Genomic DNA, 21,136 nt, shown 5'->3' with positions numbered 1-21,136 from the left:
CTCAGCGTCCGCGCTGAGCCGACTCGTCGGCGTCGCGGTCCAGACCGGACCGTCGGCGCTGCTTGGCCGCGTACATGCGGGCGTCCGCGACGGCGAGCACCTCGTCGGCGCCGGCGTACTCGCCGGCGTGCGCGATCACGGCACCGGAGCTGGCCTCGGTCGCGAGCGTGAGGTGCTCCCAGGCGACCGGGTCGGTGAGCGCGAGGTCGATGCGGTCCGGGATCGGGGTGATCGCGCCCGAGGGGCCGACGCTCACGACGACGAACTCGTCGCCGCCGATCCGCGCCACGGTGTCCTCTGCGCGCACCGCGGAGCGCAGCCGCTCGGCGACGGCGACCAGGAGGGCGTCGCCGGCCGCGTGCCCGTACCTGTCGTTGATCCGCTTGAGCCCGTCGACGTCGAGGTAGACGACGAGGGCGGCGGACACCTCGCGCGCATCGACGCGCCTGAGCGCCGTGTCCAGCCGGGCGATCGCCGCGCGACGGTTCAGCAGCCCGGTGAGCTCGTCGTGCGTCGCGAGGTGCTCGAGCGACGCCTCGGCAGACGCCTGGCGCCGAGCGAGCAGGGCGATGCGCGTGAGGACGAGCGGGACGAGCGTGAGCGAGGTGACGCTCAGCAGCGCCAGGTCGACCATGCGGTCCCCGAGCGCCATCAGCACCGTGATCGCCGGGTTGAGCGAGAGGGCGACACCCAGGAAGACGAGCCGTGCGGGCGTGAGCGAGTCCGTGCCATGTGGTGCGCGTCGAGGTGCGCGAGGGAGGGCGTCCCGTGTCGGGTGGAGCGCAGCGGCGCCGAGCGACGTGTAGGCGACGATCCACACGAGCTCGACCCACCATGCGGACGTGCCGTTCGGTGTCCGGGTCGCGAGGCGTGCGATCGTGCCGATCAGGGTGAGTCCCGTGCACAGACCGATGTAGCCGAGGGCGGCGCTGCGCGTGGTCGTGAAGGCCCGCACGATGGTCCCGACGATCATCGTGATGATCACGACCACGACGAGGTCGCTCAGTCCCGTCACGCGCGCGACCACGTCGTCCAGCGGTGGCGGCCGGACGATCAGCGTCCACAGGACGCTCGCACCGCCGAGCCCGAAGATCGCGGCGTCGAGCACCCCGCCGGCGTCGAGCCGCGCGAACGGTGACACGACGATCGAGCTCGCGACCAGGAGGCACAGGTAGCCGAGCGGCAAGGTGACGGACACCACCGCACCGGTGGCGACGGGACGGCCCTGCAGCTCGAGCTGGACGAGCCAGGCGACCGAGTTGACGGTCAGCAGGCCGAGGCCGGCGAGGACGAGCCACCAGGGCAGCGGGTGGCGGACGACGCGGCGCACGAGGAGCGTGAGGACGATGCCCGTCGGCAGCACCACCGCGAGGACCAGGAACAGGCCGCGCAGCGCACCACCGGACCCGGCGAACCCGATGCACAGCGGAGCGCTGGTGCCGACGAACACCAGGTGTGCGCGTCGCGCCTGCGTCCGCTCCATGCTCCGAGTATCGGCATCTGGGCGGCGTTCCTGTCGTCCCGAGGTGGGGTGAGTTCCGGAGGGCAGCGCTTAGGGTGGCCGGGTGCGCATCGTTCACGTCTCGGACTGCTACCTGCCGAGGACCGGGGGGATCGAGTCGCAGGTGAGTGATCTCGCCGCGCATCAGGTCGCCGCCGGTCACGAGGTCCACGTGCTGACGGCCACCCTCGGTGCAGCCGGGGAGCGGGGTGGGGTCGTCGACGTCGTCGACGGGGTGCACGTCCACCGGCTCGGCGCCAGGATGCCGTTCGCGCTGCCGGTCACACCGTCCGGGCCGCGTCTGCTGCGCGCGGCGTTCCGGGAGGTGAAGCCCGATGCGGTGCACGTGCACGCGGGGGTGCTGTCCCCGTTCGCGTACGACGGCGCGCGGATCGCGATGGCGCTGAACCTGCCGGTCGCGATCACGTGGCACTGCATGCTCGACGGTGTCGTCGGCTCGCTCCGGGCGGCTGTCCGGCTGGCGGGCTGGGACCATGCGGCGGCAGCGCTCAGCGCGGTCAGCAGCGCGGCGGCCGGCCGGGTCCGCGAGGTCTTCGAGGTGCCGGTGAGCATCGTCCCCAACGGCATGGACCTGCGGCTGTGGACGCCGGCGGGGGCGGACGTCCGGTCGGGCCCGGTGCACCTGGTCAGCACGATGCGTCTGGCGCCGCGCAAGCGGGCGGTGCCGCTCGTCGAGCTGGTCGGTGCGGCGGCTGCGCGACTGCCGGTCGGCAGCCTGCGGATGACGCTGATCGGCTCCGGCCCGGAGCAGCACCGCGTCGAGGCGCAGGTGCGGCGGTCGGGCCTGGACGGTGTCGTGACCCTGGCCGGGCGGCTGACCCGGGACGAGATCCGCACGGCCTACGCCGACGCCGACGTCTTCCTCGCGCCGGCAGAGCTCGAGGCCTTCGGGATCGCCGCGCTCGAGGCGCGCGCGTCGGGGCTCGCCGTGGTGGCCCGCCGGGGGACGGGGATCGAGGAGTTCGTCGAGGACGGTGTCGACGGGCTGCTGGCGGTCGACGACGACGACATGACCGAGGCCGTGATGCGGCTCGTGCAGGACGACGGGCTCCTCGCGAGCATCCGGTCCCACAACAGGAGCGTGCGACCGGCGTTCGACTGGGACGTCGTCCTGGCTGCCGCGGAGTCAGAATATTCACGGGCGACGGGTTTAATCCGGTAGCGTTTCCCAGGTGGCGCACAGGATTGGTGCCGGATCAGACCGGGGTTAATCCTTAAGTACGGACTTTCGTCTCACGTCGGGCCCCGAACCTGTGGAGAGGATGTGGGTTGTGGGCCTCACGAAGGTCCAGCACCTCCGGCACAAGCCGGGGGCGACCAGACTCTGGTGGGAGCATCAACATGAGCACGACAGTCGACAACCGCACGACGAGCACGACCGTCACCAAGAGCAGCGGCGCGGTGCGCGTCGTCGCCCTCATCACGATCATCGCGGGCTTCGTCTTCCTCGTCGCCGGCGCAGTGACCTGGGGCATGGTCACCTCGCAGCTGAAGGAAGAGGGCATCACCGTTGCGGCTGTGACCGCGGACAACCCCGGCTCGCTCGCCGGCAAGACCGTCCAGGACCCGTTCACCGCGTACGCGCAGGCCAACGCGATCAAGCACCACGCTCTGACCGCCGGTGGTGGCCTGACCTACGCCCAGCTCGGCACCGCGATCAACGAGCAGAAGGCGAAGCTCAAGGCTGAGGGCGTGTCGACCGCGGACCAGGCCAAGGACGAGACCGTCGTCAAGCTGACGGCCGAGCGCACCACCGCGATGAACGGCTCCTTCCTGCGGGCCTCGCTGTTCACCTCGGTCGTGGCCTTCGGCGTCGCCGCCCTGGTCATGGGCCTTGGCGTCCTGTTCATCCTGATCGGCTGGGCGATGCGCAAGCTCGCCGGCGACGTCGTCGTGACGTCGGTTCCGGCCGCAGCGGTCTGACGCAGCACTGACGCCGGTCCGTCCCCGACGGACCGCCTCGACGGTCCGCCCCCACGGACCGGGCACGACGAAGGGCCGGTCCCACCCCTCCGGTGGGACCGGCCCTTCGTCGTGCCCGGTCCGGTCGGCAGCGCCCCCTACGGGTGCCGGTTGCGGATCCCGGAGGCGATCGACCCGATCAGGAGCGCGATCCCCGCGAAGCCGATGAGGCCGATCATCACGAGCCCGAGGTCGAAGCTCACGCCGCTCGCGGTCGCGAGCACCAGGATGCCGATCGCCGCGACGACCAGGCCCCAGACCACTGTCGAGACGCGCAGGCGTGCGCGCTGCGGTGCCGGTTCCACCGGTGCGGCGCTGTCAGGTGCGGTGCTCTCCGGTGCGGCACTCTCCGGTAGGCCGGTCGACCCGCTCACGCTGTCGGGCACGTCGTCGTGGGTGGACATCAGCTCGCCTCCTCGATCGTGATCTGGCCTGCGTTGACGTGGATGTCGAGGACGATCTCGGCCGGCTCGCCCGCGCGCACCTCGGCGCTCTCCCAGGTACGGGCCTGCCCGACCCCAGCGCTGCTCGAGCTGCCGGAACCGTCGATCAGCCAGTGGCCGACGCCGGCGCTGGTCGACGAGCTCCGTGAGCCGTCGACGAGCCAGTCGACCTGCCCGGCGAGGGTGTGCGTCGTCGCGGTGACCGGGACGTCGCGCGGTACGACGATCGTCACGTTCCCAGCGCCGACCGACACGGGCACCGTCACCGGGTCGGCCGCGCTCACCGGAAGGCTGGTGAGGTCGATCCTCAGATCACCGGCGAACACCGAGTAGCCACCGGAGGCCGCCGAGACGTCCGTCGGCTGGTACGACTCCTGCCCGAACGCCACCCACGTCGAGTACCACGGGACCCGCGAGGTCGTGCTCAGGCCGAGCGGGATCGAGAGCAGGATGCCGAGCACCGCGATGGCCCCGAGACCACCGCCGCGCCGCCCGAGCAGACCGGCGACCACGATCCCGACGCCGGCCAGGACGATCGTGATGCCGGTGGCCGTGAGCAGGACGGGGCCGTCGAACACCCCGGCACGCTCCGACAGCATCAACCACGCGAGGCTCAGCAGCCCGAGGGCGAGAACCGTGCCGGTGGCCGCCGGGCCCGCGCCCCGGGCGACCGGACGCCGAGGCCGCGGCGGACGGGGCGGGGCCGGCGGCGCGTACGCGCCGTAGCCGCCACTGGGGTAGGTGCGTCCGCTGAACCGACCGGTCGAGTACGGACCGGCGGGCGGCTCGGGCGCCGGACCCGGGGTGGGAACGGGCGGGGCGGGGATGGGCACGGTGGTCGCCGCCGTGGGAGCAGCCTCGGCCGCGAACGGGCCGAACGCGTTGGTCGTCGACCACGGGGCGCCGCTGGACGGTGCCGGTGCCGGTGCCGGTGCGGGTCCGGGTTCCGGACCGACCTCGCCGGTCGGCGTGCCGCCGGCGTCCGGCGGGATGCTGCTGGGCGTGCTCATGGTGGCCTCCGGTCGGTGCCGCTGCCCGCTGGCAGCGATCACGAGGGCGATGATCACCGCGATCGCGGCGATCCACAGAACGGCGTTGAACCACTGGAACGCGGTGCCCCAGCCGAACCAGCGGATCATCCCGCTCCCGCTGTTGAGCCCGAGGAGCAGCATCGCGACGGCCCCGAGGAGCCCGATGTCGAACCGGCCACGGATCGTCTCCTGCAGGTGGATCCGACCGTCGCTCTCCTCCGGCAGCAGGGCCCAGCCCAGCCCGTAGACGACGAACCCGACCCCGCCGAGCAGGAGGCTCGCGGCGAAGATCCCGCGGACGAGCAACGGGTCGATCCCGAAGCGCCGCGCGATGCCACCGGCGACACCACCCATCCAGCGGGCCTCGGTGCGGACGACGCCGATCCGCCGCATCGCGTCGAAGAACCCGTCGGACCCCGGCCGCGAGGGGGGAGGGGGCGAGCTGCGGTAGGGGCCGTAGGGGCCGTAGGCCCCGGCGGTCGGGGGCGGCGTCGACGGAGCGGGGGAGCCCGGGCCCGTCGGGGGGGTGGTCGATTCCATGTCTCGATCCTGTCGCCGCCCGTGACGACCCACCATCGGGAACCACCCTGACGTGACCCTGGTTCTCCGGGGCGCGCTCCCTGAACAACGGCTCGGGGCGTACCCAGGGGCAGCCGAGCGTGTGACGATCAGGGGGTGAGCCAGACGACCGGGACCGTGGCAGGCAGCCGAGAGCGGCTGCCGCTGCGCCGACCCGTGCACGGCCGCCGGATCGGCGGGGTCTGCCTCGGTCTGGCCGCCCACCTCGACGTCCCGGTACGGCTCGTCCGCGCCGTGATGGTGCTGCTCACCGCCGTCGGGGGCGTCGGCGCCGCGCTGTACGTCTTCTGGTGGGTGACGGTCCCGAGCGGGGATCCGGCGCAGATCGCCGAGGACCTGCGCCCGGCCGCGATGGCCCGGCTCGCGCCGCGGCTACGGGAGGACGCCCGGCAGGTCCCCGTCACGGATATCGGCATCGGCCTGCTGCTCGTCCTCGTCGCCGCGACGCTGGTCGCGGTCCGGCAGGGGGCGCAGATCCAGTGGTCGTGGGTGCTGCCGACGCTGCTGCTGCTCGGCGGCATCGCGCTCGCCTGGAGCCAGCTCGACGCGGGGCAGCGAGAGCTCTGGCGCTCGCGGGCCGGCGGGCGCACCCCGGTCAGCGTCCTCCGGCTCGCCGGCGGGCTCACGCTCGTCGGCGCCGGGGTGCTGCTGCTGATCGGCCAGGACGAGTCGCCCATCCTGCTCGTCCGCTCCGCAGTGGCGGCGATCGCCGTGCTCGCCGGTGCGGCGCTCGCGCTCGCGCCGTGGTGGCTGCGGCTCGTCTCGGAGCTCGGCGACGAGCGCGCCGCCCGGGCCCGCGAGTCGGAGCGGGCGGACATCGCGGCGCACCTGCACGACTCGGTGCTCCAGACCCTCGCGCTCATCCGGGCCCGGTCGGACCAGCCGGACGAGGTCGCCCGGATGGCCCGGGCCCAGGAGCGTGAGCTGCGCGAATGGCTCTACAGCGACCGGGCCCCGGCGGGGACGTCGCTCGCGACGGCGCTGAGGGCGGTCGTCGCCGAGGTGGAGGACGGTCGCATGCCCGGGCAGACCGGCGCGGTGGCGATCGACGTCGTCGTCGTCGGCGACCGCGTCCCCGACGACGACACCCGCGCGCTGCTCCAGGCGACCCGGGAGGCGCTCGTCAACGCGGTCGTGCACGGGCGTCCGCCGGTGTCGCTCTACCTCGAGGTGTCCCCGGAGACCGTCGAGGTGTTCGTCCGCGACCGCGGCGACGGGTTCGACCTCGCCGACGTCCCGCAGGACAGGTTCGGCGTACGGGAGTCGATCATCGGTCGGGTGACACGACGCGGTGGCACCGCGAGCGTACGGTCGGACCCGGAGCGGGGGACCGAGGTGCACCTGACCGTGCCCGTGGACGGGCCCGGGGCGCTCGCCGACGACCCGGTCGCTCCGCGACCTGCAGGGATGGAGACCCCATGAACGAGTCGGGAACCGGGCAGCCGGGGCCGGTCGACATCGTGCTCGTCGACGACCACCTGATGTTCCGCACCGGGGTGCGCGCGTCGCTCGACGACCGTGTGCGCGTCGTGGGCGAGGCCGCGTCGGTCGACGAGGCCATCGCCGTCGTCCGGCGGTTCCGGCCGCCGGTCGTGCTGCTCGACGTGCACCTGCCTGGCGGTGACGGCGGTGGTGGCGCCGAGGTGATCCGCGCCTGCGCCGACGTGCTGTGCGACTCGAAGTTCCTCGCGCTGTCCGTCTCGGACGCCGCCGAGGACGTCGTCGCGGTGATCCGCGCCGGTGCACGCGGCTACGTCACCAAGGCCATCTCCGGCCCCGACCTGGTCGACGCGGTGCTGCGCGTCGCCGGCGGCGACGCCGTGTTCTCGCCGCGCCTGGCCGGGTTCGTGCTCGACGCGTTCGGGGTGGTCGGCGGCGACGTCGCGATCACCGACGACGAGCTCGACCGGCTCTCGGCGCGCGAGCGTGAGGTCATGCGGCTGATCGCCCGTGGCTACACCTACCGCGAGGTCGCGAGCGAGCTGTTCATCTCGATCAAGACCGTCGAGACGCACGTGTCCGCGGTGCTGCGCAAGCTCCAGCTCTCGTCCCGGCACGAGCTCACCCGGTGGGCGGCGGCGCGCCGGTTGCTGTGACGCCTGTCGCTGTGACGCTTGTTGCTGTCACGCCGGTCGCGGTGCTGCCGGCCGCTAGGGTCGGTGCCCGGGGGTGGGGATCGCATGGGCGGTGAGCGCGCGCAGCGCACGCAGGACGTCGAGCTCGTCGAGGTGGAGCCGGACGGCGGGCCGTCGGCGGTGGCCGGGCGACCGGAGGGTGAGGCGGGAAGACCCGCGCCGGTCCGGGTCGGGTGGCGGCGCCGGTACCGGTGGTGGCTCGCCTCGGGGCTCGTGGTGCTGGTCGGCGTCACGCCCTCCGTGGTGCACGCGGTGCAGGAGCGGGTGCGCCTGGCCCAGCTGGCCGGGGTGACGGGGATCGCTGCGCCGATCGACGGGCCGGTGCACGAGCGGTGGTCGGTCGACGCGACGTTCCAGGCGCTCGGCGAGGTCGGTGGTGATCTCATCGGCACGGTGCGATCCGGGACCGGCGTGCCGACCGTTCGGGGGATCGATGCGACCACGGGAGCGGTGAGGTGGTCCTTCCAGGTGGCCGTCCCGGGCACGTGGGGCGGGGGATGTGTGCTCACCGACGGCCCGGTCTCCGGTCAGGACAAGGCTGTGCTCGCGTGCCTCGTCGTGGACGAGGCGCAGCTCGCACCTGCGGGCGACTCGAGCCTCGGGCCGCCCGCGAAGGTGCACCTGGCGACGCTCGACCCGCGCACCGGTGCCGTGCTCGGGACGGTCCGGGCGGACCCGCTCGACACGATCGCCGCGCTCGGCAGCGACGTCGCGATCGCCTCCCACCAGACGGGTCCGACCGGGGGTGAGAGCACGGTCCGACGCTGGGACCCGCGGACCGGGACCGTGGCGTGGACGGCACGCCACCCGGACCCGCCTGGTGGTGGCGGGTCGTCGACCGGCATCCAGGAGTCCGGCGGTGTCCTTCTGGTCCAGAACATGGGCGAGGTGTGGGAAGTCTCCGCGTCGGGTACCGAGCTGCGGTCCTGGAGCGGGCTGTCGACCGATGGCGTCTACTCGCTGTGGCGGACCGCTGGTGGGCACGTGCTCCGCGCGACGTACGTCCAGGTCGCCGCACCGCCAGAAGATGCGACAGTCAGCACGTACGTCGTCACGGACGGGACGGCGGTGATCACCGACCTCGGCGAGAACACCACGTTCAGGCTCGCGTACCAGAACTCGGTGCTCGCCACGGTGGACGACGGCTCGGCTCCGGACCTCCTGCTGGTCGCGGGATCCGACCCGGTCGCGTACGACCTGCGGACCGGTCACGTGATCTGGCGGGTGCACCACGGGATCGACGCGTTCGTGGTCCTCGACGGCACGGTCTACGCGGTGGGGGCCGGAACGGTCAGCGCCATCGACGCACGGACCGGGGCGACCCGGTGGACAGCCCACCACAGCTTCTCCGCGAGCCCGGCGATGCTGGCGACCGACGGACGCTCGCTCATCGTGATGAGTACCCCTGCGGGCAGCAGCGTCTCGACGGTGGAGGCGCTCGACCTCGAGAACGGGACCGTCACCTGGACGAGCACCTTGTCGCAGGGCTTCGACGCCCTCGAGGTGGTCGGTGGTCGCCTGGCGGTGCTCAGCTACACCGAGGCAGGCCGGCTCACGGTGCTCGGCTGAGACCGTCACCACACGCTCTCGACAGGGTTCTCGCGGGGCACGTCGGGTACCGTGCAGGACGAGCATCCCGACCGGTTCGCACCGTGGTTGCGCGCCACGACGTCGGAGGACCACCGTCCCCACGCCCGCGGACGGTCCGGGCCGCTGCTCTCCGACGACCTGACCTGGAAGGACGCACCCCATCTCCGCCGACCCGCAGATCCACCCGCCGACCGGGACGGTCGGCGGGCCGGTCGACGCCGACGAGCGCCGCGCACCGCGGTCGCTCTGGCGCCGGCGGCGGTTCTGGGCCGCTCTGGTCGTCGTGGCGCTCGTGGCGACGGCGTCGTCGGTGGTCCAGGTGGTGCGGGAGCGTGGGCGACTGGCACGGCTGGCGGGCGTGCCGGGGGTCGTCTCGCCGGTCGTCGGGCCGGTGAACGAGCTCTGGGCGACGGACCGGCAGCCCGACCTTGCCGGCGCCCATGACGTCGGCGGGGTGATGGTCGACACCTGGAGCGGACCGGACGGCACGGTCGTCCGGGGGATCGACCCGCAGACCGGCACCGACGTGTGGTCGCGGCCGCTGGAAGGCGCCGGCAGTCATGTGGGCCGCTGCGCGCTGGCCGACGGTCCGGTCGCCGGGACCGACCGCGCGGTGCTGGTGTGCATGGTCGTCGACGCGGCGACGTCCGCCGACGCCGGTGCGCGATCCGTGCCCACCCAGGTGCACCTCGACGTCCTCGACCCACGGACCGGGGCCGTCCTGTCGACCCTGCCGGCCGCACCGACGGACGTGATCGCCGGGCTCGGCGCGGACATCGTCGTCTCACGGGTCCTGACCGGGGGTGTGCAGCTCTCCCGGATCGACCCCCGCACGGGTTCCGTGGTGTGGACGACCGACCTGACCCATCCAGCAGGTGCCGCAGCGTCGTCTCCGGGTCTCCGGGTGTTCGCCGGCCACGTGGTGGTCGACGCGGGTGCGCTGGCGTGGGAGGTGTCCGGCACCGGCGTGGTGCAGGGGCACTGGAGCGACCTGCGGACCAGCACGACGTGGTCGATCTGGCGCACGACCGGCGGGCACCTCCTGCGGGCGACGTTCGCGCCGTTCGGCGGCGAGACGACCGTGACGGATCTCGACACCGGGGTGCGCGTCGTGACGTCCGGCACCGTGCAGAACCTCGTCGGGGTGGACGACGGGTCGGCCCCGGACCTCCTCCTTGTTGGCGGTGCGCGGCTGACGGCGTGGGACCTCGCGACGGGGGCCGAGCGCTGGCACGTCGACGGCCCGGCGGACTCGGTCGTCGTGCTCGACGGCACCGTGTACTCGGTGAGCTCGAACGTGCTCCGCTCCCAGGACGCCGAGACGGGCACGGTCCGGTGGACGCGTCGCAACCACTACGGCCCGATGCCGACGCTCGAGACCGACGGTCAGTCGCTGTACGTCACGACGATCAGCGCGTCGTCGGTCGCCTCGACCCTGCGGGCGGTGAGCCTGTCCGACGGGTCGCTCGTGTGGACGAGCACGCTGACGGGGAGCGTGGTCTCCCTGCTCGTGCTCGCAGGCCAGCTCTTCACCACGACGCCAGGGGGACGCCTGGTCGCGCTGGGGTGACACCGGTCGCGGGAACGCCCCACGCCGGTGAGAGCCGCACGACGTCGCCGATCACCGTCACGGCCGGTGACCGTACGCCGACCTCCGTCGCCCGGGCCGCGATCGTCGCCAGCGTTCCAGTGGTGACGCGCTGGCCGGGACCGTAGCCGTCCTCGACGACGGCCACCGGGGTGTGCGGCGAGCGACCGCCCGCGACGAGGGCGTCACAGCTCTCTGCGAGCCGGCTCACGCCCATGAGCAGCACGATCGTGTGCTGCTCGGTGGGCGGGAGCGTGTGCAGCTCGTCGTGGCTGGTCAGGACGCTGAACCCGCGCGACAGACCCCGGTGGGTGACCGGGATACCGGCGGCTGCCGGGACCGAGACCGCGCTCGTGACACCGGGGACGACCTCGACCGGGATCCCGGCCTCCCGTAGTACGGAGGCCTCCTCGGAGCCGCGGCCGAAGACGTACGGATCGCCACCCTTGAGTCGTACTACTCGGCGTCCGGCCCGCGCGTGCTCGACGAGCAGCGCGTTGATGTCGTCCTGCGGGACCGGGTGGTGACCGGGTGACTTGCCGACGTCGACCACGAGGACGTCGGGGTCGAGCTCGGCGAGCACCGCTCGGGGCGCGAGGCGATCGACGACCACGACGTCCGCCTCGGCGAGCAGGGTTCGCCCGCGGACCGTGAGCAGACCGGGGTCGCCGGGGCCGCCCCCGACCAGCGCGACAGAACCCGGGCCCGGTCGGTGGCGCCGGAGCGGCAGGCGCCCGGAGCGCAGCAGCGTCGTGACGGCGTCCCGGAGCCGCATCGCACGGCGTGGGTCGCCGCCGGCGTTGACCGCGACGAGGACGTCGTCGACGCGGGTCACCGCGGGAACCCACGCCGCCGAGGCCGCAGGGTCGCCGGTGCGGACGCACCACACCTGTGCGACCTCCGCGTCGGCCGCGACGCGCTCGTCGACCGTGCGCGAGCCGGTTGCGGTGTGCACGAGCCACGCGTCGGCGAGGTCGCCGTCGCGGTACACGCGATCACGCCAGGTCAGCCGGCCCGCTGCTGCGAGCGCACCGAGACCGGGAGTCACCTCGGGGGCGACCACGTGCACGTCGGCCTCGGCGTCGAGGAGCCCGCGAACCCGTCGCTCAGCCACCGGACCGCCGCCCACGACGAGAACGCGGCGACCGGCGACCCGCAGCGTCAGTGGGTAGTCCGGGTGGTCGAACCCGCCCGGCTGCCCAGCCGACCGCCCGGTGGGCCCACTCACCTGCGACGCGTTCACCGGGCCAGCTCCGGAGCGAGCCCGCGGCGCGGTCGCCGGGCCACCTCGGTGACGAGACCGCGGCGGCGTGCGAGGCGCTGCTCGAGCGGCGCGAAGCCGGCGAGCTCCGCCACGACGCCGACCGCGAGGATCAGGAGCATCGCGACGAGCACCGTGCGGAGGTCGTCCCGCACCCGGCCGTCGTGGAGCAGCGAACCGAGCCCGAAGCCGAGACGGTCGCCACCGGCGATCAGCTCGGCGCCCATCAGCGACCGCCACGCGAACGCCCAGCTCTGCCGGAGCCCGGAGACGTACGCGGGGAGGGCCGCCGGCAGGATCACGTGCTGGGTCATCGCGAGCGGTCCGGCGCCGAGCACGGTGCCCACGCGCCGGTACCACGCCGGTACCTGGTCGATGCCGGTCACCAGGCCGGTCACGACGGACGGGACGGACCCCACGAGCACCACGAAGTACACCGTCGCGTCGGTGAGCCCGAACCAGAGCACCGCAGCCGGGACCCACGCCACGGACGGCAGCACCTGAAGGGCCTTCAGGAGCGGCCCGAGCGCGGTCCGGACCCAGCGCACGCGTGCCACCGCGATCCCGATCGGCGTGCCGATCGCGACGGCGAGCACGAACCCGACGACGCCGCGCCCGAGGCTGGTCGCGAGCGCGGTCAGCAGGGAGTGGTCAGCGGGCATCGCGGTGCATCTCCTCGCGCAACCGGTCGGTGATCGTGGCCGCGAGGGCGGCGGCGGCCACCGGCTCACGACGATCCTCGACCTGCCACTCGTGCACGACCCGCCCCGGCCGGCCCGCCATCAGCAGGACGCGCTGCCCCAGACGCACGGCCTCGCGCACATCGTGGGTGATGAGCACAACCGTGCGCCCGGTCGCACGCCAGACCCGCTCGAGCTCGTCGTGCAGCAGGTCGCGAGTGATCGCGTCGAGCGCCGCGAACGGCTCGTCCATGAGGAGCACCTCGCGGTCCTGGGCGAGGGCCCGCGCGAGCGCGACCCGCTGACGCATCCCGCCGGAGAGCTCGTGCACGGCCGACTCGCCGCGCTCCCCGAGATGCACCAGCCGGAGCAGGTCCTCGGCGCGCGCACGCCGCTCGCGCCGCGCCACGCCGCCCAGGCGCAGCGCGAGCTCGACGTTGCCGCGCGCCGAGAGCCACGGGTACAGGGCCGCGTCCTGGAACATCACGGCTGCCCCCGTCCCGACACCTGCACCCGCGACCTCGACGGTGCCCGACGTCGGCGTCTCGATCCCGGCGACGAGGTGCAGCAACGTCGTCTTCCCGCACCCGGACGCGCCCACGAGGCACACGAACTCACCGGGTGCGATCGTCAGGTCGACACGGTCCACGGCAGCGGTCCCGTGGGCGGAGAACCGCTTGCCCACCTGGTGCAGCCGGACCGCGGGCGTCGTGCGCAGACGGGCGGCGTCGTCGATCAGGGTCGTCGTCATGAGGGCCTCTCGAGCTGGGGCGTGCGGACGTACGCGTCAGATCGCGTACTGGGCGGGGCGGCGTCCGGGACACCGCGCCTCCGCGAGCGGCTCGCCCACCATCCCGGCCGCGAGCGTCGCGCCGTCGTGCGGGTCGATCAGCAGGAACGCGCCGGTGCGCCGCGCGTCGACGTACTCCTCGGCCACCACGGGCGAGGCGAGCCGCAGCTGCACCTGCCCGATGTCGTTCAGCCCGAGCTGCTCGGCCGGGACGATCTCGGCCGAATCGAGGTCGAGGCGCCCGACGACGTCGCGCACCACCGCCTGGACCGTGCGGGTCGTGTGCTTGAGCAGCACGCGTGTGCCCGGGAGCAGCGTGCGGTCGGACAACCAGGCGATCGTGGCCGCGAGCTCCCGCGTCGGGACCGGGGCGTCGGCGACGGCCGCGAGCAGGTCGCCCCGCGCGAGGTCGATGTCGTCGGCGAGCCGGAGGGCCACCGACTGCGGCGCGAACGCCTCGGCGAGCTCGCCGTCAGCGGTGTCGATCCCGACGACGGTGCTGCGACGCCCGGACGGCAGGGCGATCACCGCGTCGCCGACCGTGACGACGCCTGCCGCGATCTGCCCGGCGTACCCGCGGTAGTCACGGTGGCGTGCGTCGCGCGCGGCACCCTGCGGACGCAGGACGACCTGCACCGGGAACCGGAACGCCTCCGCGGACGGGTCGTCGCCGGCCGGGAGCTCCTCGAGCAGCTCGAGCAGGCTCGGCCCGCCGTACCAGGGGGTGCGGCCGGACCGGTCCACGACGTTGTCCCCGGCGAGGGCCGAGACCGGCAGGGTCCGCACGTCGGCGAGCCCGAGGTCGGTCGCGGCCGCACCGACCTGCGCCGCGAGCGCGAGGTAGGTGGCCTCGTCGAAGTCGACCAGGTCGATCTTGTTCACCGCGACGACCACGTGCGGCACCCGCAGCAGGCTCGCGACGGCCAGGTGCCGCCGCGTCTGCTCGAGGAGCCCCTTGCGCGCGTCGACGAGCAGCACGACGGCGTCCGCGGTGCTCGCCCCGGTCACGGTGTTCCGGGTGTACTGCACGTGACCGGGGCAGTCGGCGAGGATGAACGAGCGTCGGGCCGTCGCGAAGTACCGGTACGCGACGTCGATCGTGATGCCCTGCTCGCGCTCGGCGCGCAGGCCGTCGGTCAGCAGCGCGAGGTCGGTCTGCTCGAGCCCGCGGTCACGGCTCACACGCTCGACCGCGTCGAGCTGGTCGGTCAGCACCGACCTGGAGTCGTACAGGAGACGGCCCACGAGGGTGGACTTGCCGTCGTCCACGGAACCGGCCGTGGCCAGTCGCAGCAGCGTGCTCATCAGAAGTACCCCTCCTTCTTGCGGTCCTCCATGGCGGCCTCCGACGCGCGGTCGTCGGCCCGGGTGGCGCCTCGCTCGGTGATCCGGGTGGCCGCGATCTCCCGCACGACGTCGTCCACGTGGACGGCGTCGCTCTCGACGGCGCCCGTGCACGACGCGTCACCGACGGTCCGGTAGCGCACCCGGCGCGTCGTCGGGACCTCGCCTGCGCGAGGCATCGAGTGCGGCCCGACGGCGAGCCACATGCCGTCGCGGGAGAAGACCTCGCGGTCGTGCGCGTAGTACAGCGGTGGCAGCGCGATCTGCTCGACCGCGACGTAGCGCCACACGTCGAGCTCGGTCCAGTTGCTCAGCGGGAAGACGCGGACGTGCTCACCCGGCCGGTGCCGACCGTTGTAGAGGTTCCACAGCTCGGGCCGCTGGTTACGCGGATCCCACTGCCCGAACTCGTCACGCAGGCTGTAGACGCGCTCCTTGGCGCGCGCCTTCTCCTCGTCCCGGCGCCCACCCCCGAACACCGCGTCGTGACGTGAGACGGCGTCGAGCAGCGGGATCGTCTGGAGCTGGTTGCGCGTCCCGTCCGCCCGCTCACGCAGTCGTCCGTCGTCCAGGTAGTCCTGCACGCGGACGACCTCGAGGCGCAGCCCGAGGCGTTCGACCGTCGCGTCCCGGAACGCGAGGACCTCGGGGAAGTTGTGCCCGGTGTCGACGTGCAGCACCGGGAACGGCACCGGTCCCGGCCAGAACGCCTTGACCGCGAGGTGCAGCATCACGACGGAGTCCTTGCCGCCGCTGAACAGCAGCACGGGTCGCTCGAACTCCGCGACGACCTCGCGGATGATGTGCACGGACTCGCTCTCGAGCGCCTGGAGCTGCGTCAGGCGGCGTTCGCGTGGTGCGGTACTCGTCGCGGTCGGCCCGAGCTCGTCGCCGGTGCCCGGCTGCCTGCCGGCGCCCGCGTGGTCGCGGGGGGTCGTCGGTGCGTCGGTGGTGGTCATGGGTGGATCCCGCATTCGGTCTTGGCCAGCCCGGCCCAACGGCCGGACCGGGGGTCTGCTCCGGGGGCGACGCGGCTGGTGCACGGGCGGCAGCCGATCGACGGGTACCCGTCGTCCAGCAACGGGTTGAGCGGGACCTCGTGCTCGGCCGCGTACGCGAGCAGCTCGTCGAAGGTCCACGCCGCGAGGGGGTTGATCTTCACGAGCCCGTGCGCCGCGTCCCACGTGACGACGGGCGTCCCGGCACGCGTCGGTGCTTCCTCGCGTCGCACGCCGGTCACCCACGCCTCGTAGCCGGCGAGCTGCTCCGTGAGCGGCTCGACCTTGCGCATCCGGCAGCACGCGCCCGGGTCCCGGGCGTACAGGTCGACGCCGTGCGCGGCGTCCTGCTCGGCGACGCTGAGCCGGGGCGTGACGTCGACGACCCGGACCGGCAGCCGCGCCGCGACGAGGTCCCGCGTCGCGAGCGTCTCGGCGAAGTGGTAGCCGGTGTCGAGGAACAGCACGTCGACCGGCGCGACGCCGGCGGCCAGGCCCGCCTGAGCGACCAGGTGAGGCAGGACGGCGTCGGCCATCGAGCACGCGACCGCGAGCCACCCGCCGAACTCCTGCACAGCCCACGCTGCCACGCCCTGCGCGCCGGCGTCGGCGAGCCGGGGAGCGGCCTCCTCGACGACGGCCCGGAGCTCGTCCGCGGTGCGACGCGGCCGGCGAGTGACCTGCACCGTCGGTGTGGAGGTGGTCGCGGCGGTCGGCGCGACCCGGAGACCGGGGAGCGCCGAGGTGCGTGGCGTCGTCGGGGTGCTCATCGCAGCGCCTCCTCGTCCGCGCGGTGTGCCCAGACGGCGAACGACTCGGGTCCGTCCGCGCCCGTCTCGCGCTCGGCGACGTACCGGCGCACGACGCGTTCGACGTACTCGGGGACGCCGTCGGCCGTGACCTTGAGCCCGCGCACGGTGCGGCCGAGCCCGGCCTCCTCACGGTCGGCCGACGCGAGACCGCCACCGAGGTGCACCTGGTAGCCGGGGACCTGGGTGCCGTCGTCGTCGAGGACGAGCTGACCCTTGAGGCCGATGTCCGCGGTCTGGATCCGGGCGCACGAGTTGGGGCAGCCGTTGACGTGCAGCCGGATGGGGGTCAGGTCGCCGAGGTCGCCGAGGCGCTCCTCGAGCGAGTCGATCGCGCGGGCGGCCGTGGCCTTGGTCTCGACGATCGCCAGCTTGCAGAACTCGATGCCCGTGCACGCGATCGTCGCCCGTCGGAACGGGCTCGGGTCGGTCTCGAGGCCGTGCGTGCGCAGACCGGACACGACGGCGTCGACGTGGTCCTCGGGGACGTCGAGCACGAGCAGCTTCTGGTACGGCGTGAGGCGGACCCGGTGCGCCCCGGCGGCGTCGGCGAGGTCGGCCACACCGGTCAGTGCGGATCCGGACACCCGCCCGACGTACGGTGCGGCGCCGACGTAGTACCGGCCGTCCTTCTGGCGGTGCACGCCGACGTGGTCGCCGGAGCGGGTCGGCTGCGGAGGCGGTGGTCCGTCGGGCAGCGCGAAGCCGAGGTACTCGTCCTGCAGGACGCGCCGGAGCTCCTGCGGACCCCAGTCCGCGAGCAGGAACTTCAGCCGGGCCTTGGTGCGCAGTCGGCGGTAGCCGTAGTCACGGAAGAGCGAGGTGACCGCGACCCAGACCTGCGGGACCAGCTCCTCGGACACGAACGCGCCGAGGCGCTCACCGAGGCGGGGGTTCGTGCTGAGCCCGCCGCCGACCCACAGGTCGAACCCGGCGCCGAGGTCCGGGTGCACGGTCGCGACGAACGCGACGTCGTTGATCTCGTGCACGACGTCCTGGCTCGGGTGCCCGGTGATCGCGGTCTTGAACTTGCGCGGCAGGTTCGCGAGCTCGGGGTCGCCGATGTACCGCCGGGCGATCTCCTGGATCGCGCGGGTCGGGTCGATGATCTCGTCGGCCGCGATGCCGGCGACCGGGCTGCCGAGGATCACGCGCGGGACGTCGCCGCACGCCTCGGTCGTGCTCAGCCCGACGTGCTCGAGCCGCCGCCAGATCTCGGGGACGTCCTCGATGCGGACCCAGTGCAGCTGGATGTTGTGCCGGTCGGTGATGTCGGCGGTGTCGCGGGCGAACGCGGTCGAGATCCCGCCGATCGTCCGGAGCTGCTCGGTCGTCAGTGCGCCGCCGTCCACCCGCACCCGGAGCATGAAGTAGCGGTCCTCGAGCTCGTGCGGCTCGAGCGTCGCGGTCCGTCCGCCGTCGATCCCGGGCTTGCGCTGCGTGTACAGGCCCCACCAGCGGAAGCGCCCGTGCAGGTCGTCGTCGGCGATCGAGTCGAAGCCCTGGACCGCGTAGACGCGCTCGATGCGCTCGCGCACGTTCAGGCCGTTGTCCTCGGCCTTCATCTCCTCGCTCGCGTTGAGCGGGGTGCGACCGTCGACGGCCCACTGGCCGTTCGACCGGGTGGTGCGCGGACGTGCGGGCACCGCGGCGGCGGGAGCGTCTGTCGAGGTGAGGGTGCTGGCGGGCGTGGCTCGGGTAGGCGTCATGGCGGTGCTCGGTTCCTCCGGGGATCGGGGCGGACGTGTGCGGGCGGACGTGCCGGGGCGGGTGGGGGCGAGGTGAGCAGGTCCCGGTGCGCGGGACCGGCGCAGGGGCGAGGGCGTGCCGGCGGCGGGCACGTGACGCGAGGGGCGTGCGGGGACCGAGGCAGGAGCCGGGTCCGCGCAGATCACCGAGGGGCCGGACGGGCGCGGACCAGCGTGGCGACCGGCCGCGGTGGGCGTGGCCGACGTCGCGCGCGGGCTCAGCTGGTTGCGTGCGCGCAGGAGGTCGTCGGCGACGAGACGGCCGGGGCGGTACCTCGGGTGGTGGCGGGGTGTCCTGCGCTCAGCGACGAGGCGCTGAGGCGGACCGCGTCACGCGACGGTCAACGACAACAACACGCACGACGCGCCGAGGCGGTCGTGGTGCGGGCGCGGGCGGCGCTCAGTCGGTACGTCACGCGACGAGGCTAGGTGGCGTCTCACCTGATGTCCATGCGTGCCCGCTCCTTGGGATGGCGCGGTGTCCAGCCGGGCGCGCATCGGGCTGACGGCAGGTTTGCGACAAGATGTCAGCACGTGACCTAGGGTGGGCGCATGACCATCGTCTACGGCATCCTTCTCGTCCTGCACCTGCTCGGCTGGGCCATCGTGCTCGGTGGCACCCTGGTGTCGATGAAGTCCCCGCGCATCGCGCCCGGTGTGCTCCATGGGATCCTCACCGCCCTGGTCACCGGCATCGCGATGGTCGGGATGCACGACTCGGTGTACCCGAGCGACCCCAAGCTCGTCATGGCGAAGTTCGGCATCAAGCTGGTCATCGCGATCGTCGTCACGGCGCTCGTCATCGTCGGGACCCGTGAGCCCGCGAAGGTCACCACGCGATTCCTCGGGGCGATCGCCGGCCTCGTGGTCGTGAACGTCTGCCTCGCGGTGCTGTGGAGCTGAGCGCGACGCTCGGCTGACCGTCGTGCACCCGGGCGGGTGACGTCCCGGGTGTACCCCTTACGGCGCAACGGACTCGGCCGATAGGGGAGGGGAGTCGTCCTCTCTCCCCCAGGAGCCCCCCATGCGCCGACTGTCGTCCTTGTCGATCTCTGCCCGCCTCGTCGCCGTCGTCGTGGTCGTCGCGCTCGGGATGGCGGGCCTCGCCGCGATCGCCGCGGCGCAGATCCGCACCCGCATCATGACCGAGCGTGAGAACGCCACGCGCTCGGTCGTCGAGGAGGCGCTCGGCGTCGTCACGCACTTCGGGGACGAGGCGGCCGCCGGGACCCTCACCGAGGCGCAGGCGAAGAGGGCCGCGATCGACACCGTCCTGTCGTTGCGGTACGCGGGCAACGAGTACTTCTGGATCAACGACATGACGCCGACGATGATCGCGCACCCGATCAAGCCGGAGCTCGACGGGACGAACCTGAGCGCGACCGTCGACCCCGACGGGAAGCACCTCTTCGTCGCGTTCGTCGACGAGGTCAAGGCGCACGGCGCCGGGTTCGTCGACTACCTCTGGCCGAAGCCGGGCTCCGACAAGCCGCAGCCGAAGGTCTCCTACGTCGCCGGCTACGCCCCGTGGGGCTGGGTCGTCGGGTCGGGGATCTACGTCGACGACGTCCAGAGCGTCGCGCTGGCCGACACCCGGGCGCTCGGCCTCAGCGCCCTCGCCATCCTGGCTGCCGTCGCCGGTCTCGGGATGGTCGTCGGCCGGAGCATTGTCCGCCCGATCCGCCACGCGACGCAGGTGCTCGCGAGCGGGGACATCTCGACGCGGCTCGAGACCGGACGTGGACGGACCGAGCTCGAGCAGCTCGGCGCTGCGCTCAACCGCACCCTCGACCGGTCGGCGTCGGTCGCCAGCGAGGTGTCGGCAGCAGTGGCCCAGCTCGACGCAGCAGCCGGCCGGCTCGTCGGGAGCAGCGACGGCATGGCGCGGACGGCCGACGGTGTCCAGCGTCAGACCGCTGCCGTCACCGCCGCCGCGCTGCAGGTCAGCGAGGGCATCGACATGGTGGCCTCCGGCACGCACCAGATGGGGGCGTCGATCGGCGAGATCTCCCAGAACGCGAACGCTGCCGCGCGGATCGCTGCGGACGCGGTGCGGGTCGCCGAGACGACCAACCAGACCGTCGCCGCCCTCGGCGCCTCGTCCGCCGAGATCGGCAGCGTCGTCAAGGTCATCACGGCGATCGCCGAGCAGACGAACCTGCTGGCGCTCAACGCGACGATCGAGGCCGCGCGGGCCGGGGACGCCGGCAAGGGCTTCGCGGTCGTCGCCGGCGAGGTCAAGGAGCTCGCCCAGGAGACCGCCCGGGCCACCGGTGACATCTCCGACCGCGTGGAGTCCATCCAGACCGCCGTCCAGGAGGCCGCCGCCGAGATCGCCGAGATCGCCGAGATCATCGGGCGCATCAACGACTACCAGGTGACGATCGCGGGTGCGGTCGAGGAGCAGACGGCGACGACGTCGGCGATGGCCGAGAGCGTGTCGAGCGTCGCCGACCACAGCCGGACGATGGTCACGAACCTCGAGGAGGTCGGTCACGGCACCGCGGAGACCACCCGTGAGCTCGAGACGATCCGTTCCGAGGCCCGCGAGCTCGTCGGGACCTCGGCCGGGCTGAAGTCCGCGGTGACGGTGTACCGAGCCTGAGGCTGCCTGAGACCTTGCGCCGCCGGAAGCGGAGCGTCGGGCGGGATCCGG

The 21,136-nt window shown here is 73.2% G+C and carries 18 protein-coding genes; 8 read left to right on the top strand and 10 right to left on the bottom strand.

Annotated elements, in window-relative coordinates:
- Position 1: 1 nt before the first annotated feature.
- On the bottom strand, positions 2–1,483 hold the full coding sequence (locus LJB74_RS20620; protein WP_310650827.1) for a GGDEF domain-containing protein: 1,482 nt from the start codon (positions 1,481–1,483) through the stop codon (positions 2–4).
- An 82-nt stretch (positions 1,484–1,565) separates the two neighbouring features.
- On the opposite strand from LJB74_RS20620, the gene LJB74_RS06905 reads away from it, so the two are divergent.
- Together LJB74_RS06905 and LJB74_RS06900 are read left to right on the top strand one after the other, a co-directional pair.
- Positions 1,566–2,684, top strand: coding sequence for a glycosyltransferase family 4 protein (locus LJB74_RS06905; RefSeq protein WP_259307840.1), 1,119 nt, complete (start codon positions 1,566–1,568; stop codon positions 2,682–2,684).
- A gap of 179 nt (positions 2,685–2,863) precedes the next feature.
- Positions 2,864–3,445: an aromatic ring-opening dioxygenase LigA gene (locus LJB74_RS06900; protein WP_259307839.1), complete on the top strand. Its 582-nt coding sequence runs from the start codon at positions 2,864–2,866 to the stop codon at positions 3,443–3,445.
- Between the two features lie 137 nt (positions 3,446–3,582).
- Here LJB74_RS06900 and LJB74_RS06895 read toward each other — a convergent pair whose 3' ends face one another.
- A complete protein-coding gene (locus LJB74_RS06895; RefSeq protein WP_259307838.1) occupies positions 3,583–3,888 on the bottom strand; it encodes a hypothetical protein in 306 nt (101 codons plus the stop codon).
- Positions 3,888–5,498, bottom strand: a complete 1,611-nt coding sequence (locus LJB74_RS06890) for a PspC domain-containing protein (RefSeq protein ID WP_259307837.1) — start codon at positions 5,496–5,498, stop codon at positions 3,888–3,890. Before LJB74_RS06890 ends, LJB74_RS06895 begins: the two co-directional genes overlap by 1 nt.
- Positions 5,499–5,633: 135 nt before the next feature.
- On the opposite strand from LJB74_RS06890, the gene LJB74_RS06885 reads away from it, so the two are divergent.
- From LJB74_RS06885 to LJB74_RS06870, 4 genes are all read left to right on the top strand, one after another.
- Positions 5,634–6,959 carry an ATP-binding protein gene (locus LJB74_RS06885; protein WP_259307836.1) on the top strand — a complete coding sequence of 442 codons (1,326 nt, stop codon included), beginning with the start codon at positions 5,634–5,636 and terminating at the stop codon, positions 6,957–6,959.
- The gene (locus LJB74_RS06880) at positions 6,956–7,633 is read left to right on the top strand and encodes a response regulator transcription factor (protein ID WP_259307835.1); all 678 of its coding nucleotides are present in this window, start codon (positions 6,956–6,958) and stop codon (positions 7,631–7,633) included. Before LJB74_RS06885 ends, LJB74_RS06880 begins: the two co-directional genes overlap by 4 nt.
- A gap of 84 nt (positions 7,634–7,717) precedes the next feature.
- A complete protein-coding gene (locus LJB74_RS06875) occupies positions 7,718–9,241 on the top strand; it encodes a PQQ-like beta-propeller repeat protein (protein WP_259307834.1) in 1,524 nt (507 codons plus the stop codon).
- Between the two features lie 304 nt (positions 9,242–9,545).
- A complete protein-coding gene (locus LJB74_RS06870) occupies positions 9,546–10,832 on the top strand; it encodes a PQQ-like beta-propeller repeat protein (RefSeq protein ID WP_259307833.1) in 1,287 nt (428 codons plus the stop codon).
- On the opposite strand, the gene cobA is transcribed toward LJB74_RS06870, so the two are convergent.
- Genes cobA through LJB74_RS06835 form a run of 7 tightly spaced genes read right to left on the bottom strand, consistent with a single transcriptional unit; the run spans position 10,792 to position 18,441 of the window.
- Positions 10,792–12,078 carry a uroporphyrinogen-III C-methyltransferase gene (gene cobA / locus LJB74_RS06865; protein WP_259307832.1) on the bottom strand — a complete coding sequence of 429 codons (1,287 nt, stop codon included), beginning with the start codon at positions 12,076–12,078 and terminating at the stop codon, positions 10,792–10,794. The two genes, LJB74_RS06870 and cobA, sit on opposite strands and share 41 nt — an antisense overlap.
- Positions 12,079–12,089: 11 nt before the next feature.
- Entirely contained in the window at positions 12,090–12,773 is a 684-nt protein-coding gene (locus LJB74_RS06860) for an ABC transporter permease subunit (RefSeq protein WP_310650826.1), read from the bottom strand.
- On the bottom strand, positions 12,763–13,542 hold the full coding sequence (locus LJB74_RS06855; protein ID WP_259307831.1) for an ABC transporter ATP-binding protein: 780 nt from the start codon (positions 13,540–13,542) through the stop codon (positions 12,763–12,765). Before LJB74_RS06855 ends, LJB74_RS06860 begins: the two co-directional genes overlap by 11 nt.
- Before the next feature lie 36 nt (positions 13,543–13,578).
- On the bottom strand, positions 13,579–14,886 hold the full coding sequence (locus tag LJB74_RS06850; protein ID WP_259307830.1) for a sulfate adenylyltransferase subunit 1: 1,308 nt from the start codon (positions 14,884–14,886) through the stop codon (positions 13,579–13,581).
- Positions 14,886–15,884 carry a sulfate adenylyltransferase subunit CysD gene (gene cysD / locus LJB74_RS06845; RefSeq protein ID WP_259307829.1) on the bottom strand — a complete coding sequence of 333 codons (999 nt, stop codon included), beginning with the start codon at positions 15,882–15,884 and terminating at the stop codon, positions 14,886–14,888. Before cysD ends, LJB74_RS06850 begins: the two co-directional genes overlap by 1 nt.
- On the bottom strand, positions 15,881–16,693 hold the full coding sequence (locus LJB74_RS06840; protein ID WP_259307828.1) for a phosphoadenylyl-sulfate reductase: 813 nt from the start codon (positions 16,691–16,693) through the stop codon (positions 15,881–15,883). Before LJB74_RS06840 ends, cysD begins: the two co-directional genes overlap by 4 nt.
- Positions 16,690–18,441: a nitrite/sulfite reductase gene (locus LJB74_RS06835; RefSeq protein WP_259307827.1), complete on the bottom strand. Its 1,752-nt coding sequence runs from the start codon at positions 18,439–18,441 to the stop codon at positions 16,690–16,692. Before LJB74_RS06835 ends, LJB74_RS06840 begins: the two co-directional genes overlap by 4 nt.
- Before the next feature lie 591 nt (positions 18,442–19,032).
- On the opposite strand from LJB74_RS06835, the gene LJB74_RS06830 reads away from it, so the two are divergent.
- A complete protein-coding gene (locus LJB74_RS06830) occupies positions 19,033–19,383 on the top strand; it encodes a hypothetical protein (protein ID WP_259307826.1) in 351 nt (116 codons plus the stop codon).
- A gap of 121 nt (positions 19,384–19,504) precedes the next feature.
- Entirely contained in the window at positions 19,505–21,085 is a 1,581-nt protein-coding gene (locus LJB74_RS06825; RefSeq protein ID WP_259307825.1) for a methyl-accepting chemotaxis protein, read from the top strand.
- Positions 21,086–21,136: the final 51 nt, after the last annotated feature.

The organism is Cellulomonas sp. P24 (assembly GCF_024704385.1).
In the GTDB taxonomy this organism is placed as follows: Bacteria; Actinomycetota; Actinomycetes; order Actinomycetales; family Cellulomonadaceae; genus JAJDFX01.
The sequence above is the reverse complement of the archived record's forward strand: the minus strand, read 5'-3'. Positions and strand labels throughout refer to the sequence as shown.

Excerpts from the sequence above, each read along its gene's own strand:
- LJB74_RS06840 (WP_259307828.1), bottom strand. The coding sequence starts at position 16,693 with ATGAGCACCCCGACGACGCCACGCACCTCGGCGCTCCCCGGTCTCCGG.
- LJB74_RS06855 (WP_259307831.1), bottom strand. The coding sequence starts at position 13,542 with ATGACGACGACCCTGATCGACGACGCCGCCCGTCTGCGCACGACGCCC.
- LJB74_RS06835 (WP_259307827.1), bottom strand. The coding sequence starts at position 18,441 with ATGACGCCTACCCGAGCCACGCCCGCCAGCACCCTCACCTCGACAGAC.
- LJB74_RS06830 (WP_259307826.1), top strand. The coding sequence starts at position 19,033 with ATGACCATCGTCTACGGCATCCTTCTCGTCCTGCACCTGCTCGGCTGG.
- LJB74_RS06895 (WP_259307838.1), bottom strand. The coding sequence starts at position 3,888 with ATGTCCACCCACGACGACGTGCCCGACAGCGTGAGCGGGTCGACCGGC.
- LJB74_RS06825 (WP_259307825.1), top strand. The coding sequence starts at position 19,505 with ATGCGCCGACTGTCGTCCTTGTCGATCTCTGCCCGCCTCGTCGCCGTC.
- LJB74_RS06900 (WP_259307839.1), top strand. The coding sequence starts at position 2,864 with ATGAGCACGACAGTCGACAACCGCACGACGAGCACGACCGTCACCAAG.
- LJB74_RS06860 (WP_310650826.1), bottom strand. The coding sequence starts at position 12,773 with ATGCCCGCTGACCACTCCCTGCTGACCGCGCTCGCGACCAGCCTCGGG.
- LJB74_RS06875 (WP_259307834.1), top strand. The coding sequence starts at position 7,718 with ATGGGCGGTGAGCGCGCGCAGCGCACGCAGGACGTCGAGCTCGTCGAG.
- LJB74_RS06880 (WP_259307835.1), top strand. The coding sequence starts at position 6,956 with ATGAACGAGTCGGGAACCGGGCAGCCGGGGCCGGTCGACATCGTGCTC.
- cysD (WP_259307829.1), bottom strand. The coding sequence starts at position 15,884 with ATGACCACCACCGACGCACCGACGACCCCCCGCGACCACGCGGGCGCC.
- LJB74_RS06890 (WP_259307837.1), bottom strand. The coding sequence starts at position 5,498 with ATGGAATCGACCACCCCCCCGACGGGCCCGGGCTCCCCCGCTCCGTCG.
- LJB74_RS20620 (WP_310650827.1), bottom strand. The coding sequence starts at position 1,483 with ATGGAGCGGACGCAGGCGCGACGCGCACACCTGGTGTTCGTCGGCACC.
- LJB74_RS06850 (WP_259307830.1), bottom strand. The coding sequence starts at position 14,886 with ATGAGCACGCTGCTGCGACTGGCCACGGCCGGTTCCGTGGACGACGGC.